The sequence below is a fragment of the Thioclava litoralis genome, assembly GCF_045278885.1.
In the GTDB taxonomy this organism is placed as follows: domain Bacteria; phylum Pseudomonadota; class Alphaproteobacteria; order Rhodobacterales; family Rhodobacteraceae; genus Thioclava; species Thioclava litoralis.
Window position 1 is genome coordinate 860,871 of the sequence record NZ_CP135443.1, and the last position, 15,142, is coordinate 876,012.

15 protein-coding genes and 1 riboswitch are annotated in these 15,142 nt (G+C 61.1%); of the genes, 11 read left to right on the plus strand and 4 right to left on the minus strand.

The genetic code is table 11. The features are described 5' to 3' along the window. Positions 1–9: 9 nt before the first annotated feature. Positions 10–204 (plus strand): hypothetical protein, encoded by a 195-nt coding sequence (locus tag RPE78_RS04190; RefSeq protein WP_339108246.1) that lies wholly within the window; start codon positions 10–12, stop codon positions 202–204. A gap of 70 nt (positions 205–274) precedes the next feature. On the opposite strand, the gene RPE78_RS04195 is transcribed toward RPE78_RS04190, so the two are convergent. Beyond that, positions 275–1,144, minus strand: a complete 870-nt coding sequence (locus RPE78_RS04195; RefSeq protein WP_406721302.1) for a branched-chain amino acid aminotransferase — start codon at positions 1,142–1,144, stop codon at positions 275–277. Positions 1,145–1,280: 136 nt separating this feature from the next. On the opposite strand from RPE78_RS04195, the gene RPE78_RS04200 reads away from it, so the two are divergent. From RPE78_RS04200 to RPE78_RS04225, 6 genes are all read left to right on the plus strand, one after another. Continuing rightward, on the plus strand, positions 1,281–1,781 hold the full coding sequence (locus tag RPE78_RS04200) for a MarR family transcriptional regulator (RefSeq protein ID WP_339108248.1): 501 nt from the start codon (positions 1,281–1,283) through the stop codon (positions 1,779–1,781). Then, positions 1,781–2,494, plus strand: coding sequence for a response regulator transcription factor (locus tag RPE78_RS04205; protein ID WP_339108249.1), 714 nt, complete (start codon positions 1,781–1,783; stop codon positions 2,492–2,494). Before RPE78_RS04200 ends, RPE78_RS04205 begins: the two co-directional genes overlap by 1 nt. 264 nt (positions 2,495–2,758) lie before the next feature. Beyond that, positions 2,759–3,319, plus strand: coding sequence for a ubiquinol-cytochrome c reductase iron-sulfur subunit (gene petA / locus RPE78_RS04210; protein WP_339108250.1), 561 nt, complete (start codon positions 2,759–2,761; stop codon positions 3,317–3,319). A gap of 11 nt (positions 3,320–3,330) precedes the next feature. Continuing rightward, the gene (gene petB / locus RPE78_RS04215) at positions 3,331–4,656 is read left to right on the plus strand and encodes a cytochrome b (protein WP_339108251.1); all 1,326 of its coding nucleotides are present in this window, start codon (positions 3,331–3,333) and stop codon (positions 4,654–4,656) included. A 1-nt stretch (position 4,657) separates the two neighbouring features. Beyond that, positions 4,658–5,467, plus strand: coding sequence for a cytochrome c1 (locus RPE78_RS04220; protein ID WP_339108252.1), 810 nt, complete (start codon positions 4,658–4,660; stop codon positions 5,465–5,467). Positions 5,468–5,551: 84 nt separating this feature from the next. After that, on the plus strand, positions 5,552–6,295 hold the full coding sequence (locus RPE78_RS04225) for an NYN domain-containing protein (protein ID WP_406721304.1): 744 nt from the start codon (positions 5,552–5,554) through the stop codon (positions 6,293–6,295). Here the strand turns inward: RPE78_RS04225 and RPE78_RS04230 are convergent. The 3 genes from RPE78_RS04230 to aroC all read right to left on the minus strand — a co-directional run bounded on the left by RPE78_RS04230 (position 6,292) and on the right by aroC (position 10,140). Beyond that, positions 6,292–6,963 (minus strand): TetR/AcrR family transcriptional regulator, encoded by a 672-nt coding sequence (locus RPE78_RS04230; protein ID WP_339108254.1) that lies wholly within the window; start codon positions 6,961–6,963, stop codon positions 6,292–6,294. The two genes, RPE78_RS04225 and RPE78_RS04230, sit on opposite strands and share 4 nt — an antisense overlap. Before the next feature lie 289 nt (positions 6,964–7,252). Continuing rightward, positions 7,253–8,965 carry a calcium-binding protein gene (locus RPE78_RS04235; RefSeq protein ID WP_406721305.1) on the minus strand — a complete coding sequence of 571 codons (1,713 nt, stop codon included), beginning with the start codon at positions 8,963–8,965 and terminating at the stop codon, positions 7,253–7,255. A 71-nt stretch (positions 8,966–9,036) separates the two neighbouring features. Next, entirely contained in the window at positions 9,037–10,140 is a 1,104-nt protein-coding gene (aroC, locus tag RPE78_RS04240; protein WP_406721307.1) for a chorismate synthase, read from the minus strand. Positions 10,141–10,356: 216 nt separating this feature from the next. Here aroC and RPE78_RS04245 point away from each other — a divergent pair, with 216 nt between their 5' ends. The 4 genes from RPE78_RS04245 (at position 10,357) to RPE78_RS04260 (ending at position 15,118) form a co-directional block, all read left to right on the plus strand. Then, positions 10,357–11,688 carry a dicarboxylate/amino acid:cation symporter gene (locus tag RPE78_RS04245; RefSeq protein WP_339108257.1) on the plus strand — a complete coding sequence of 444 codons (1,332 nt, stop codon included), beginning with the start codon at positions 10,357–10,359 and terminating at the stop codon, positions 11,686–11,688. A gap of 79 nt (positions 11,689–11,767) precedes the next feature. Then, positions 11,768–11,871, plus strand: a riboswitch (TPP riboswitch). Between the two features lie 34 nt (positions 11,872–11,905). After that, on the plus strand, positions 11,906–12,910 hold the full coding sequence (thiB, locus tag RPE78_RS04250; protein WP_406721308.1) for a thiamine ABC transporter substrate binding subunit: 1,005 nt from the start codon (positions 11,906–11,908) through the stop codon (positions 12,908–12,910). Beyond that, positions 12,889–14,424, plus strand: coding sequence for a thiamine/thiamine pyrophosphate ABC transporter permease ThiP (locus RPE78_RS04255; RefSeq protein WP_339108259.1), 1,536 nt, complete (start codon positions 12,889–12,891; stop codon positions 14,422–14,424). Before thiB ends, RPE78_RS04255 begins: the two co-directional genes overlap by 22 nt. Then, complete coding sequence (locus tag RPE78_RS04260; protein ID WP_406721309.1) at positions 14,408–15,118, plus strand: ATP-binding cassette domain-containing protein; 711 nt, start codon at positions 14,408–14,410, stop codon at positions 15,116–15,118. Before RPE78_RS04255 ends, RPE78_RS04260 begins: the two co-directional genes overlap by 17 nt. Positions 15,119–15,142: the final 24 nt, after the last annotated feature.

The following is a 15,142-nucleotide window of genomic DNA, read 5'->3' on the forward strand; positions in this document are numbered from 1 at the left end:
GACCCTCACATGACAAAGCATATTCTCGACCGCGCTCCGAACCGGAGCGATGACAGCCGTTACCGCCGGTTTCTGAAAATCGACCATGATGGCCAGATGGCACGCAATACCCGCGCCCTGCTGCAACGCCCGCGCAAATCCAGCGACCAGCCAAGGCTGAGCCACTTCCTGCGGATCGAACATGAAGGCCTCGGGTCTGTCTAAGCCGCTGCCGCCGAACAAAGCCAAAAGGCGCACTGCCAGAGTGCGCCTTTTCTGTTATGCTCCGCAGACCCTAGCGGCGCACCAAAGCCTCGTAGCCCTCCGACAGCGCCCGCGCCATCGGGCCGACGGTAAAGGTAATATCGCCGATCTGCGCCACCGGCGTGACCTCTGCCGCCGTGCCCGTCAGGAAACATTCCTCGAACGAGGCAAGCTCCAGCGGATTGATCCGGCGCTCATGCACCACAATCCCCTTCTCGCGCGCCATCCCGATAATGGTCTGACGGGTCAGCCCGTTGAGGAAGCAATCGGCCAGCGGCGTGTGAATCTCGCCATTCCTGACGAAAAAGATATTGGCCCCCGTGGCTTCGGCCACATTGCCGCGCCAGTCGAGAAACAGCGCATCCGAACAGCCCTTCGCCTCGGCGGCATGTTTGGACATGGTGCAGATCATATAAAGCCCCGAGGCTTTGGCCTGCACCGGAATGGTCCGCGGGTCGGGACGCGCCCATTTCGCGATATCGAGCCTGGCGCCGTCCCATTTGGCCTCGCCGTAATAGCTGCCCCATTCCCACGCGATCACCGCCAGTTGCACCGGATTACGGGCCGCCGACACGCCCATATCCAGCCCCGCGCCCCGAAAGGCCACCGCCCGCACGTAAGCATCGCTCCAGCCATTGGCCGCAAGCACGGCATATTTGGCCGCGTCGATTTCTTCGGGCGTATAGGGGATCTCCATATCGATCAGGCGGCCCGACTGGATCAGCCGTTCCGAATGTTCGCGGCATTTGAAGATCTTGCCGTTATAACAGCGCTCCCCTTCGAAAACCGAAGAGGCATAATGCATGGCGTGGCTCAGGATATGCACCTTCGCCTCGCGCCACTCGACCAGCTGGCCGTCTACCCAAATCTTGCCATCGCGATCATCATATGCAGCAGCCATACCAGCCCCCTTTTTGAATATTGCAAAATTAGGCCCAAATCGGCCATAAAATTACAGAAATGATGAGAATTCGCTAGCAATCGATTCTTGGAAAGTCAACATCGTTGACGTAAACTCGTCAAAAATGAGGTGAGACATGGCGGAAATCGGATCTCAGGGCGGCGAGACCCTGCTGTTTCTGACCGACGAGCAATTGCGCAAAGGGATCGAGGCGATGTTTTTCGCCTATCGTGCCTTCACGGCAGATCCCGACCGGATTCTGGACAAACATGGCTATGGCCGCGCCCATCACCGTGCGCTGCATTTCATCAACCGCCAGCCGGGCCTGACGGTGACCGCGCTGCTGTCGGTTCTGGGGGTGACCAAACAATCGCTCAACCGTGTGCTGCGCACCCTGATCGAGGACGGGCTTGTCGATAACCGCGTGGGCCGCAAGGACAAGCGCGAGCGGCATCTGTACCTAACCGACACGGGCTCGGCGCTGGAACGCGAGATTTCGGATGCGCAGCGCACCCGAATGCGCGCCGCCTACCGGCAGGCAGGGCCTCAGGCTGTGCAGGGGTTCCGGCAGGTGCTGGAGGCGATGATGGATCACGACTTGCAAAAGCAGTTCCAGACCATGAAAGACAATAGCTGATGGCCTATGATCCCGCAGCCCCGCATCTATTGATCGTGGATGATGACGAGCGCATCCGTTCCCTTCTGCGCAAATTCCTGATGCGCAACGGGTTTATCGTGACAACGGCACGCGATGCCGCGCATGCGCGCAGGCTGCTGGATGGGCTGGAGTTCAACCTGATCGTGCTGGATGTCATGATGCCCGGCGAAGACGGGATCAGCCTGACGATCGACCTGCACAAAAAGATCCGCACTCCGGTTCTGCTGCTGACAGCGCGCAGCGAGACGCGCGACCGCATCGAGGGGCTGGAGGCGGGGGCCGATGACTATCTGGCCAAACCGTTCGAGCCGCGCGAATTGCTGTTACGGATCAATGCGATCTTGCGGCGGGTGCCGGCAGAGACCTCGGCGGGGCCGAAATTCCTGCATCTGGGCGGGCTGCGCTATGATCAGGACCGTGGCGAGCTGTGGGATGGCGAGGAAATCGTCCGCCTGACAGCCACCGAGATGGCCCTGATGAAAATCTTTGCCGCCCATCCGGGCGATGTTGTCTCGCGCGCGGATCTGATTGACGAGCTGTCGCGCGACCGGCCCGCCTCGGACGAGACCTCGGGCGACCGTGCCATTGACGTGCAGATCACCCGCCTGCGCCGCAAGCTGGAACGCGACCCGAAAGAGCCACGCTATCTGCAAACCGTGCGCGGCCTGGGCTATATGCTGACGCCCGACTAGACGCGGCCCGTCCTGCTGTGACCGCAAAACCGTGCCCGACACGGTCTTCACATTTGCTTGACCTATATCAATGCGGCTCGCTCCCTTGCCTGTGTATCGGATGCTATAAGGCGGAACTTTATGTTCCAGTCTAAGGGCATCGGTCTGTTTTCCCGTGTCCGCATGACAGGAAAGGATCGGGCGCTTGCGCCTTTCTTCTTCCGGTCGGGTCGGCGGACAGGCAGAAAGCAGGCACAGCACAGTCTAGGCAAGGGAGAGGAACGCGTGTCCCACTCAGACGAACAAAAAGGTACCCGGAGGGACTTCCTTTATTTTGCAACCGCCAGTACGGGGGCAGTGGCCGCCGGTGCGGCGGCTTGGCCATTGATCAACCAGATGAACCCCTCGGCGGATGTGCAGGCCATGTCCTCGATTTTCGTCGATATCTCGGGGGTCGAACAGGGCACCCAGATCACGGTAAAATGGCGGGGCAAACCGGTTTTCATCCGCCGCCGCACGGCAGACGAGATCTCGGCGGGTCGCGCTGTGCCGCTGAACGACCTGATCGACCATTCTGCCGAAAACGCCAATAAACCCGGCGCCGATGCGGCAGATGAGAACCGCACGCTGGATGAGGCCGGAGAATGGCTGGTGATGATGGGCGTGTGCACCCATCTGGGCTGCGTTCCGATCGGCAATGCCTCGGGCGATTTCGGCGGTTGGTACTGCCCCTGCCACGGCTCGCATTACGATACCGCAGGCCGTATCCGCAAAGGCCCCGCCCCGCGCAATCTCGATATTCCGGTGGCCAAGTTCACCGATGACACAACCATTCAACTGGGCTGAGGGAGGAACCTATGTCCGGCATTCCCCATGATCATTACGAACCCAAATCGGGGTTCGAGAAATGGTTACATTCTCGCCTGCCCATCGTTGGACTGGTCTATGACACCATCATGATTCCCACCCCCAAGAACCTGAACTGGTGGTGGATCTGGGGGATTGTTCTGGCCTTCTGTCTGGTGCTGCAGATTGTGACCGGCATTATTCTGGCGATGCATTACACGCCGCATATCAGCCTCGCTTTCGCCAGCGTGGAACATATCATGCGCGATGTGAATGGCGGCTATTTCATCCGCTATCTGCATGCCAACGGTGCCTCGCTCTTCTTCTTCGCGGTCTATCTGCATATCTTCCGCGGCCTCTATTACGGGTCCTACAAAGCGCCCCGCGAGGTGACGTGGATCATCGGCATGATCATCTATCTGTGCATGATGGGCACGGCCTTCATGGGCTATGTGCTGCCTTGGGGGCAGATGTCCTTCTGGGGGGCCACGGTGATCACCGGCCTGTTCGGCGCGATCCCCGGGATCGGCCCGTCCATCCAGGAATGGCTGCTTGGCGGACCGGCGGTCGATAATGCGACGCTCAACCGCTTCTTCTCGCTGCACTATCTGCTGCCCTTCGTGATTGCCGCCCTTGTCGCGCTGCATATCTGGGCCTTCCATACCACCGGCAACAACAATCCCACCGGGGTCGAAGTGCGCCGCACCTCGAAAGAAGACGCCAAGAAAGACACCCTGCCCTTCTGGCCCTATTTCGTGATCAAGGATCTCTTCGCGCTGGCACTGGTTCTGCTGATTTTCTTCGCGGTTGTCGCGTTCATGCCGAACTATCTGGGCCACCCCGATAACTATATCGAGGCCAATGCGCTGGCGACGCCCGCCCATATCGTGCCCGAATGGTATTTCCTGCCCTTCTACGCCATCCTGCGCGCCTTCACCGCCGATGTCTGGGTGGTGATGCTGGTGAACTGGCTGACCATGGGCTTCATCGACGCCAAGTTCTTCGGGGTGATCGCCATGTTCGGCTCGATCATCGTGATGGTGCTGGCGCCGTGGCTCGATACCTCGAAGATGCGCTCGGGCATGTTCCGGCCCGCCTTCAAATTCTGGTTCTGGCTGCTGGCCATCGACTTCGTGGTGCTGACTTGGGTGGGGGCAATGCCGACCGACGGGATCTACCCCTATATCTCGCTCATCGGGGCCACCTACTGGTTCGCCTATTTCCTCGTGATCCTTCCGGTGCTGGGCCGTATCGAGAAAACGACGCTTCCCCCCGCCACCATCGAGGATGACTTCAACGCCCATTACGGCCCTGATGCCGCGGAAAGGGGCCTGTAAGATGAAAACCCTTCTGATCTCTGCCATCGCTGCCTTGGGGCTTAGCTTTGGCGCGGCCAATGCCAATGAGGGCGGCCATGTCACCGATATCGCCTTCAGCTTCGAAGGACCGTTCGGCAAATATGACCAGCAACAGCTGCGTCGCGGGTTTCAGGTCTATCGCGAGGTCTGCTCGGCCTGTCACGGGCTGAAATATGTGGCGCTGCGCACGCTCTCCGACAAGGACGGGCTGGGCATGAACCCCGATTGGGTGCGCGCTTATGCCGCCGAAATGTCGATCTACGACCCCGAACTCGACGATGAACGCCCGCGCAAGGAAACCGACCATTTCCCGACCGTGGTGGATGCCGGCGCACCGGATCTGTCGCTGATCGCGAAATCGCGGGCGGGGTTCCACGGGCCCTACGGCACCGGTATCGCACAATTCGTGCAAGGTATGGGCGGACCGGAATATATCTATTCGCTGCTGACTAGCTATACCGGAGAAGAAACCGAAACCGCCGGCAATGTGCTTTATGAAAACCACGTCTTCTCGACGGGTTATCTGCAAATGCCGCCGCCGCTTTCGGACGATCTGATCGAATACGAGGACGGCACGCCCGCCACGACCCAGCAGATGGCCAAGGATGTCGCGGCCTTCCTGATGTGGGCCGCCGAACCCAAGCTGGTGGATCGCAAGGAGTGGGGCTTTGTGGCGGTGCTGCTGCTGTCACTGCTGACCGTGCTGCTCTACCTGACGAACAAGCGGCTCTGGGCACCGTTCAAAGACCGGTTCCGTCATGATGACTACAAAGAGAATATTCCGGACTAGAACCGGCCTCTTCTTGAAACGCGCCCTTCGGGGCGCGTTTTCCTTTGTTATAGAATGCGCTAACTTGGGGCAAAAGAGGATCACATGCCCGACACCCAACGCCACGAGCTTCAGCGCACCGCCCGCCTTTGCGTCCTGATCGATGCCGATAATATGCCCCACGCCCATGCCGAAGCGATTTTTGAAGAGATTTCGGGCCTGGGCGAGGCCAGCGTGCGCCGGATCTATGGCGACTGGTCAGCCCAACGACTGGGCGGCTGGGCCAAGAAGGCCAATGTGCTGGGGCTGGTCGCGGACCAGCAATTTGCCAATACCAAGGGCAAGAATGCCTCGGATATCGCGCTGGTGATTGCCGCGATGGATTTCCTGCATTCGGGGCGGTTCGACGGGTTCGTGCTGGTGTCCTCGGATAGCGATTTCACCCGCCTTGCCCAGCGTATCCGCGAACAGGGGCTGGATGTGTTCGGCATCGGCGAGAAAAAGACCCCCGAGGCCTTCCGCAATGCCTGCAAACGCTTCATCTATGTCGAGAATCTGGGCGAGACCGCATCCCCCGAGCCCACCGATGTCACCCCCCGTCCCGCCCCCGTCGAAAAACTGGGCGCCAAGGAGGCCATTCCGTTGATTGCCGCCGCGATCAAACGGATCGGGCTGGAAGAGGAGTGGTATTCCCTTGGCCAGATCGGTCAGTTCATCACACAGGCCAATCCCGATTTCGACACCCGCACCTATGGCGCAGCCAAGCTGTCGGATCTGATCCGCCAGACGGGCCGCTTCGAGGTGCGCAAGGGCGAAGGGAACCACATTCAGGTGCGCGACCGCGCTTAGGAGGCGCCGCCCTCTGTCTGGCAATGGCATTTGGTGCCATAGCGCGCCATGAACATCGCCACGGCCTCCTTGACGGTGCGCTGGCGGCAGTCTTCGGTCAGCATCTCCGGCAGGCCGAAGACGATCTTGGCGTGCAGATTGGCCTTGCACAGTTCCAGAAACTGCTCGGCGGCAAAGTCGAAATCCTCGATCTTCAACTCGCCGCGTTCCGCGCCGCGGCGCATCAGGCCCACTAGCTTGTCGCAGACAACGACATGGCCGGTGGCGTAGAACTGCCGTCCGACCTCGGGAAAACGCTCCGCTTCGGCCACGCAGATCCGGAAGATATCCCGCCCGAAATCAGAGAAAATATAGGTTGTCAGCTTTTCTGCCGCCCCTGTCAGGACCACCTCGATCGGCGCGTCCATCGCCTCCATCGGAGACATGCTGGATTGCGCCTGCATGGCACATTCCTGCTGGGCGAAAACCATAAATAACAAGCGCTTGTCAGGAACATAGCTGTAAAGGGTCGCCTTGGAGACCCCTGCCTCGCGGGCGATGTCATCCACCGAGGCTCCCTCGAACCCGTCCCGCAAGAACACCTTGCGCGCCCCTTCGAGCACCTGATCGAATTTCCGCCCTCGGCGGATACATGTTTCCATGGCAGGCTGTTTCGGAGAATGCGTCATCAAGGTCCCCTTCTTTCCATCATGATAGACAGAACGGTTCAGAAGGGGAAGCGGGTCCCTTCGACGGGCAAGAAAAGCCATCCGCCGCCGTGTCTCCAAAGCCTATCATGCCGGCGCGATAGGCCACCGCCCGACCCACATCCTGCGCAGGGGCGATATCCGCAAGGCACGGCATCCGCCGCATGTCCGAAAGAAGGATACCAACGGGCGAGGCTGCGAATCTCATGGCGGCCCATCTCAAAAGGCCACCCCGAGGGGCGGCCTTCCCGATCAGTAAAACGCGGGCCGTTTAGGCATCCGCAAGTGCCTCGTCCTCGTCTTCGTCCTCGGTATCGCCATCTTCGGCAACCGGCACAGTCGGGATATCGGCAAGATCGGCCGCGGCGGTCTGGGTCTCGCTCGTGGTCTCATCGAGTGCCTCGGTGCTCTCCTCGCTGTCAGAGGCATCGGCCTGCGCTTCGGTGCTCTCGTCTTCCAGCTCGGCCCAGGCGGCGCTGTCATCTTCGGCCTCGTTGTCATCGGACCAGCCATCCGCCAGTTGCGCGTCCTTGGCGGCCTGCAACTTTGCACCATAGCTTTGCATGGAGGCAACCGACTGGCCTTGCAGGGTCACGCTATCATCATCATGGAACGACAGGACAAGATTGCCATCCTCGTCATCCGCGCCGGAGACGTCATCGGGCAGAGCCGAGAAATCGACCGCCTCGCCATCAAACATCAGCACATCTTCCCCGAAGCGGAAATCCGTGACCGTCACATTGGATGTCGCCGTATCGGAAGCGCCGCGCAAATCCACCACGTCATTGCCCTTGCCCAGATGCATCACGTGATCAGCCCCGTGATCGAGATACCCCACAAGCGTGTCATCCCCCTTGCCGCCTTCCAGCAGACAGGTGTCATTGCCGCCAACGATCAGGTCATCGCCTGCCTCACCGGCCAGATGATGCTCGCCGCTGACCGCATACAGGCTGTCATTGCCCTCGCCGCCCCCGATGATATGCGACAGACCACTTTTGACACGGATGTAATCATCGCCCCCAAAGCCGTTGATCCGCACCGTATCGGCTGTCGAATCGCCATCGGCATCGACATAGAGATCCTGCATGAAATCCGCCTCTTCGGTGCCATCGACACGATTGTCCGAGAGGGTCGCCTCTTCACCGGTGCCCGCGCCCGGATCGGTCGCGGCCTCCTCGCTCGATTCCTCATCGGCGAAAATGTCGGAAGACAAACGGATGGTCACCGGCCCCCCTTCATCGTTCCCCGAGAACGCAAGATAGGTGAAGTTCCCCGAATATTCGGTCGCGCTGCTGATATCGACCCCTTCCGCATTCTCGGGATCGGCCACCAATGCCGACAGATCGTCGCCGCTATATGTCACACCATTCACAACAAGCGTGTCCATCGAGGGGTCGAAATCGCTGCCCAAATCGACAAGACCACCCGTCTCGGCATCGATATCGGAGGTAACATTGATGACATCCGCTGCTGCCTCGGTTTCAGCCAGAAACACCGAGGCCGTATCATTATCGCCCAGCGTGATATTGACGGTATCCGCACCCTGTCCGGTGAAGATCCGCGCAGACTCGGCCCCCACTGACGTCATATTGGCGGTGATCACATCATCGCCATACTCGCCCGACAAGGACGCATAGCCCTGACCGGACCAGGTAATCGTATCGTTGCCCGCATTGCCGTTGAACAGCACATTCCCCGACCCTTCGATCGTGTCATTGCCCTCATCGCCAAAAAGCTGGGGGTAGAAATGGTCGAGGCTGGGCGTCGCAACCAGATTGCTGCCCGAGAGATAATCGTCTCCGGCCTGACCATGAACGATGGTGCGCCCCTCCACACCGGTCACGCGGTCATTGCCGCGACCTGCCCAGATATTGAGAAAGGTTTCCCAAGTGGCGCTGCCCGTGTAATCGAGCGTCACCCCATTCGCATCAACAAAACCGGCGGTGATCTCGTCAGCCGCAGAGCTCCCCAGAATATAAGACATAATAATCCCCACAATCAGGCAAAGGCCCGTAATAATGCGAGGATTATAATATTTATGGATGCGGTAAAGTTTTATTTACCGACTTCACCCCGAATCCCGCCCGTTTGTCCACGGTCCATCAACAGATGGTCCAGAATGACACAAGCTGTCATCGCTTCGGCAACAGGCACGGCCCGAATACCCACGCAAGGATCATGGCGGCCCTTGGTCACCACCTCGACCGCCTCGCCATCAAGGTTGATCGAACGGCGCGGGGTGAGAATCGACGAGGTCGGCTTGACCGAGAAGCGCACCACAACCGGCTGGCCCGTGGTGATCCCGCCCAAGATGCCGCCGGCATGGTTTGTCAGATATTCCGGCCCGTTCTCGCCCATGACGATCTCGTCGGCATTCTCGATGCCGGTCAGATTGGCGGCATCCATGCCCTCGCCGATCTCGACGCCTTTCACGGCATTGATCGACATCATCGCCGCTGCCAGATCGGTATCCATCTTGGCATAGATCGGCGCGCCAAGCCCTGCGGGCACGCCGGTCGCCACCACCTCGATCTTGGCGCCGACCGAGGAATGCTGCTTGCGGATCGCCTGCAGGTAATCGGCCCATTCATCGACCACACCCGCATCGGGGATGAAGAAGGGGTTCTGCAGGATCTGGGCTTCGTCGAACCGCGCGCGGTTGATATGTTTCACGCCCATCTGCACCATATAGCCGGTGATTTTCAGATCGGGCACCAGCTGGCGCAGCACGGCCTGCGCGACACCCCCTGCCGCCACCCGCGCCGCCGTTTCCCGCGCCGAGGACCGTCCGCCGCCACGGTAATCGCGGATGCCATATTTCTGAAAATAGGCCAGATCGGCATGACCGGGGCGGAACTGGCGGGCGATCTCGCCGTAATCCTTCGACCGCTGGTCGGTATTCTCGATCATCAGCTGGATCGGGGTGCCGGTGGTTTTTCCCTCGAACACGCCCGACAGGATACGCACCGCATCGGGTTCCTTGCGCTGGGTGGTCTCTTTCGACTGGCCCGGACGGCGGCGGTCAAGGAAGACCTGAATGAACTCTTCCGAGATCTCGATCCCCGGAGGGCAGCCATCCACCGTCGCGCCAAGCGCCGGCCCGTGGCTTTCGCCCCAAGTGGTCACGCGGAACAGATGTCCGAAGGTATTATACGACATGAGGCATCTCCCTGTTATGCGCGCCAGATCCGGCAAAAGCTCCTGCGGCGGTCGATTCCAGCCTGCATAAAAGCCCGGCACCGATGTAGCAACTGCATCCCCTCTAGGCAATCAGGGCTGAAGATATCATGATGGGCATGCTTGGGTTTTAATGGCCTCGCCCGGGCCGATCACCTATAGGCAGACTGAAAGCATCACAAAGGGGGAGAGTGTTGCATGGTTCATAAACGCGTATCACTGACGACGCAGATCATGGTTGCGATGGGCGCGGGCATCGTTCTGGGGGTCATTTTCAACCAGATCCAATCCGGTTTCATTTCGACCTATATCACCGGCGGCCTTCTCGCGATGATCGGGAAGATGTTTGTCAACGCGCTGAAAATGCTGGTGGTGCCGCTGGTCTTCTTCTCGCTGATCTGCGGCGTGACAGGGATCGGCGATATCCGCGTTCTGGGGCGTGTTGGCGGCAAAAGCTTCGGGCTTTATATCGTGACCACCGCCATCGCCATCGCCATCGCCATTCTCATCGCCAAGATTGTCGGGCCGGGCCAAGGCTTCACAATGGAGGGCATCGACACCTCGGGCATTAGTGCCAAAACGGCCCCTTCGGTCTGGGATGTCTTCGCCTCGATCGTGCCGACCAATCCGGTTCAGGCCTTTGCCAGCGGCGAGATGTTGCAGATCATCTTCTATACCATCGTGCTGGGCGTGGCAGTGCTGATGCTGGGCGAGAAATCGGACAAATTCGTCGAGGGCTGTGAATATATGAACGAGGTGATGATGAAGATCGTCTCCATCGTCATGGCCTTCGCGCCTTTGGGCGTGTTCTGCCTGATCACCAAGACCTTCGCAGAACAGGGGATCGACCTGTTCCTGCCGGTGCTGGCCTATGTGCTGACCCTGACCGGCGCGCTTCTGCTGCACCTGTTTGTCACGCTGATGGTGATCTTGAAGCTGTTCTCGGGGCTGAGCCCGATCACCTTCATTCGCAAGATCCGTCCGGCACAGATCTTCGCCTTCTCGACCGCCTCCTCGAATGCCACCATTCCGGTGACCCTGCGCTGCGTGACCGAGCGTATGGGCGCACGCAATTCGGTGGCGTCGTTCTGCATTCCTTTCGGGGCCACGATCAACATGGACGGCACCGCGATCATGCAGGGTGTGGCCACGGTCTTTCTGGCCAATGTCTACGGCATCGATCTGGGGCTGACCGGCTACCTGACCGTGATCGCTATGGCGGTTCTGGCCTCGATCGGCACCGCAGGCGTACCCGGCGTGGGGCTTGTCATGCTGACGATGGTGCTGGGACAGGTCGGCCTGCCGATCGAGGGCATCGCGCTGATCTTGGGCGTTGACCGGCTGATGGATATGATCCGCACCGCCGTCAATATCACAGGGGATGCCGTGGTGACCGCCATTGTGGCCAAAACCGAAGGCCAGCTTGACATCGCCACCTACGAGAACCCTCTTGCAGGCACCGCGGATGACGATCTGGGCATCGACCCCGCCGCCGAAGAGAAACTGGCCCATCTGGCCCGCCCGCATTAAGCGGCGCGCTCCGGTTTGAGCGGCCAGTACGACACGGCAGGGGGCGCTTGCCCGAATGCGGCCCCTGCACTAGAACAGCCCTATCACCTCGGGGTGCCGGTTTGGTCCGGCTGAGATGCCAAAGGCGAACCCGTCGAACCTGAACCGGCTAGCACCGGCGGAGGGAAGGTCACGGGACTGTCGCGCCCTCCTTCCCCTGCGGATTGGAGGAGCATAGATGAAACGACCCCTTACGGCCCTTCGCCTTGTGGCGGGCACAGCCCTTCTGGCAGCCACGACCGGCGGCGCTCAGGCCGAAGACCTGCCCGTTCTCACGGTCTATGCGCCCGATTATTTCACCTCGGAATGGGGTCCCGGCCCGCAGATCGAAAAAGGGTTCGAGGCCAGATGCGGCTGCGACCTGCAATTCGTGGCCGGTGACGTGCTTTCGCGCCTCATGCTCGAAGGCGACAAGACCAAAGCGGATATCGTGATCGGCCTCAATACCGACCAGACCGCCCGTGCCCGCAAGACCGGCCTCTTCGCGCCCTCGCATGAAGACAATTCGCGCCTGACCCTGCCGATCAAATGGACCGATGACACCTTCATCCCGTTCAACTGGGGCGAAACCGCCTTTGTCTATGACAAGACCAAGCTGAAAAACCCGCCGAAAAGCTTCGAGGAACTGCTGGATGCCCCCGATGATCTGAAGATCGCCATCCAGGACCCGCGCTCGTCCGTTTCGGGGCTGGCGCTGCTGCTCTGGGTCAAGGCCGTCTATGGCGACCGCGCGCCCGAAGCATGGGCCAAACTCAAACCCAAAGTGCTGACCGTGACCCCCGGCTGGTCGGAAAGCTACGGCCTCTTCACGGATGGCGAGGTGGATATGGTGCTGTCCTATACCACATCGCCGGCCTATCACATCATCGCCGAGCATGATGACACCAAAGCCGCCGCGATCTTCCCGGAAGGCCATTATTTCATGGCCGAGCTGGTGGGGCAGCTGAAAACCTCCAAACATCCCGAACTGGCACAGGATTTCATGGATTACGTGCTGTCGGATGATTTCCAGGGGATGATCGCCACCGCCAACTGGTCCTATCCGGCCATCATCAAAGAAGGCTTCCTGCCGCCCGAATTCGCCAGCCTGCCGCGCCCGAACAAGACCATCTTCTATAGCGAAGACGAGGCCGAGGCCCTGCGCCAGCCCGCACTGGACGAATGGCTCGCCGCGTTCCGCTGATTGCGGCTTGCGTCGCTCTGGTCCCCGCGCTTCTGGTGCTGGGGCCGATCCTGATGACCGCCCTGCACGGGGGCGGTCTTACGGGGTTGCGCGGGTCGGACCTGCAGGCGCTGTGGTTCACACTCTGGCAGGCGGCGGCGTCGGCGCTGATCTCCTGTGTGCTGGCGGTGCCTCTGGCGCGGGCGCTTGCGCGGCGGCGGTTTATCGGGCGCAGCGTGCTGATCACCGCACTTGGTGCGCCCTTCATCCTGCCGGTCATCGCCGCCATTCTGGGACTGCTGGCGGTCTTCGGCCGTAGCGGGCTGCTCAATCAGGCGCTCGGCGCGCTCGGTTTGCCGACAATGACCATCTATGGCGCGCATGGGGTCATTCTGGCCCATGTGTTCTTCAACCTGCCGCTGGCCACCCGCATGGTGCTGCAAGGCTGGCAGGCCATCCCCGCCGAACGCCTGCGCCTTGCCATGATGCTGGATTTCGACGGCCCCGCCCGACGCCGCCACATCGAAACCCCGATGCTGCGCGCCACCCTGCCCGGCGCCTTCATCGCCATCTTCCTCGTCTGTCTGGGCAGCTTCGCCGTTGCGCTGACCTTGGGCGGAGGCCCCTCGGCCACCACGGTCGAGCTGGCCATCTACCAAGCGTTCCGCTTCGATTACGATACAGGCCGCGCCGCAAGCCTCGCGCTGGTGCAGGTCGCGCTCTGCGTGCTGGCCGTGGGGATCGGGGCCAAGATCTCGGCCCCCACGGGCTTCGGCGCAGGGCTGGACCGCCCCACCCTCTATGGCCCGTCAAGCCTCTGGCAACGGTCGGGCGATGCAGCCATCATCGTCCTTGCCGCACTGTTTCTTCTGCTGCCCATCGGTTTGATCCTCTGGCGTGGCCTGCCCGCCTTTCCGGCCCTGCCCCTTATGGTCTGGAAAGCCGCGGCCACCTCGCTGACCATCGCACTTGGCTCCACCGTGCTGGCGCTGGCATTGGCCCTCCCTCTGGCACTGGCGGCCCCGCGCCATCGCTGGGCGGAAGGCTCCGCCATGCTGCCACTGGCCGCCTCGGGGCTGGTGCTGGGCACAGGACTTTTCCTGCTGATCCAGCCCTTTGCCGCACCGACAAGCCTCCTCGTGCCGGTCACACTGGTGGTCAACGCCACGCTGTCCCTGCCCTTCATCACCCGCCTTCTGCTGCCCGAAATCCAATCCCTGCAAGCCGATTACGACCGGCTCGCCACATCCTTGGACCTAAGCGGATGGGCCAAATTGCGGCGGCTCACCCTGCCCCGCCTCGCCCGCCCCTTGGGCTTTTCCGCAGGGCTGGCCTGCGCCTTCTCGATGGGCGATCTGGGTGTCATCACCCTCTTCTCCGATGGCCAGACCCGCACCCTGCCGCTGGCGATCTTCCAGCTGATGGGCAGCTACCGGCTGGATCAGGCCGCCGCCGCCGCCACATTGCTTCTGACACTCACCTTCGGGCTCTTCGCCCTTTTCGACCGGATCGGACATCATGCTGACCCTCGATAACCTGCGCCTGACGCAAAACGACTGGCACCTCGAGGCCAACCTGAGCATCGAACAAGGCCAGCATACCGCACTGATCGGGCCTTCGGGCGCGGGCAAATCCACCCTGCTTGCCGCCATTGCCGGCCTCTTCGCGCCGGAACGGGGACGTGTGCTCTGGCAGGGGCAGGATCTTGTCCAGATCCCGCCGGGCAAACGCCCGCTCTCGATCCTGTTTCAGGACCAGAACCTGTTCCCCCATCTCAGCATCGCGCAAAATCTCGGCCTCGGAATCTCGCCGCGCCTGCGCCTCTCGCCCGAAGATCACCAGCGCATCGAAAACGTCCTTGCCGCCACGGGCCTGCAGGATCTGGGCACCCGCCGCCCCGCCGAACTCTCGGGCGGTCAGCAAAGCCGCGCAGCCCTTGCCCGCGCGCTCCTGCGCAACCGCCCCCTCCTCCTCCTCGACGAGGCCTTCGCAGCCCTCGGCCCCGCATTGAAAACCGAGATGCTCCACCTCACCGAAACCCTCGCCAGACACCATGATTTCACCATCCTCATGGTCACCCATGACCCCGAAGATGCGCAAAAACTCTGCCCGCAAACGATCCTTGTGGCCGACGGCCACGCCGAGCCACCACAGCCCACAAAGGGCCTCCTGTCCCACCCCCCCGAAGCGCTCCGCCGCTATCTCGGCACGCCCGCTTCCAGCTGCTAGAAATATCCTCAGGGGGTGAATTTG

Excerpts from the sequence above, each read along its gene's own strand:
- RPE78_RS04195 (WP_406721302.1), bottom strand. The coding sequence starts at position 1,144 with ATGGCTGCTGCATATGATGATCGCGATGGCAAGATTTGGGTAGACGGC.
- RPE78_RS04225 (WP_406721304.1), top strand. The coding sequence starts at position 5,552 with ATGCCCGACACCCAACGCCACGAGCTTCAGCGCACCGCCCGCCTTTGC.
- RPE78_RS04220 (WP_339108252.1), top strand. The coding sequence starts at position 4,658 with ATGAAAACCCTTCTGATCTCTGCCATCGCTGCCTTGGGGCTTAGCTTT.
- petB (WP_339108251.1), top strand. The coding sequence starts at position 3,331 with ATGTCCGGCATTCCCCATGATCATTACGAACCCAAATCGGGGTTCGAG.
- RPE78_RS04260 (WP_406721309.1), top strand. The coding sequence starts at position 14,408 with ATGCTGACCCTCGATAACCTGCGCCTGACGCAAAACGACTGGCACCTC.
- RPE78_RS04190 (WP_339108246.1), top strand. The coding sequence starts at position 10 with ATGACAAAGCATATTCTCGACCGCGCTCCGAACCGGAGCGATGACAGC.
- RPE78_RS04200 (WP_339108248.1), top strand. The coding sequence starts at position 1,281 with ATGGCGGAAATCGGATCTCAGGGCGGCGAGACCCTGCTGTTTCTGACC.
- RPE78_RS04255 (WP_339108259.1), top strand. The coding sequence starts at position 12,889 with ATGGCTCGCCGCGTTCCGCTGATTGCGGCTTGCGTCGCTCTGGTCCCC.
- RPE78_RS04235 (WP_406721305.1), bottom strand. The coding sequence starts at position 8,965 with ATGTCTTATATTCTGGGGAGCTCTGCGGCTGACGAGATCACCGCCGGT.
- RPE78_RS04230 (WP_339108254.1), bottom strand. The coding sequence starts at position 6,963 with ATGACGCATTCTCCGAAACAGCCTGCCATGGAAACATGTATCCGCCGA.
- RPE78_RS04205 (WP_339108249.1), top strand. The coding sequence starts at position 1,781 with ATGGCCTATGATCCCGCAGCCCCGCATCTATTGATCGTGGATGATGAC.
- aroC (WP_406721307.1), bottom strand. The coding sequence starts at position 10,140 with ATGTCGTATAATACCTTCGGACATCTGTTCCGCGTGACCACTTGGGGC.
- thiB (WP_406721308.1), top strand. The coding sequence starts at position 11,906 with ATGAAACGACCCCTTACGGCCCTTCGCCTTGTGGCGGGCACAGCCCTT.
- RPE78_RS04245 (WP_339108257.1), top strand. The coding sequence starts at position 10,357 with ATGGTTCATAAACGCGTATCACTGACGACGCAGATCATGGTTGCGATG.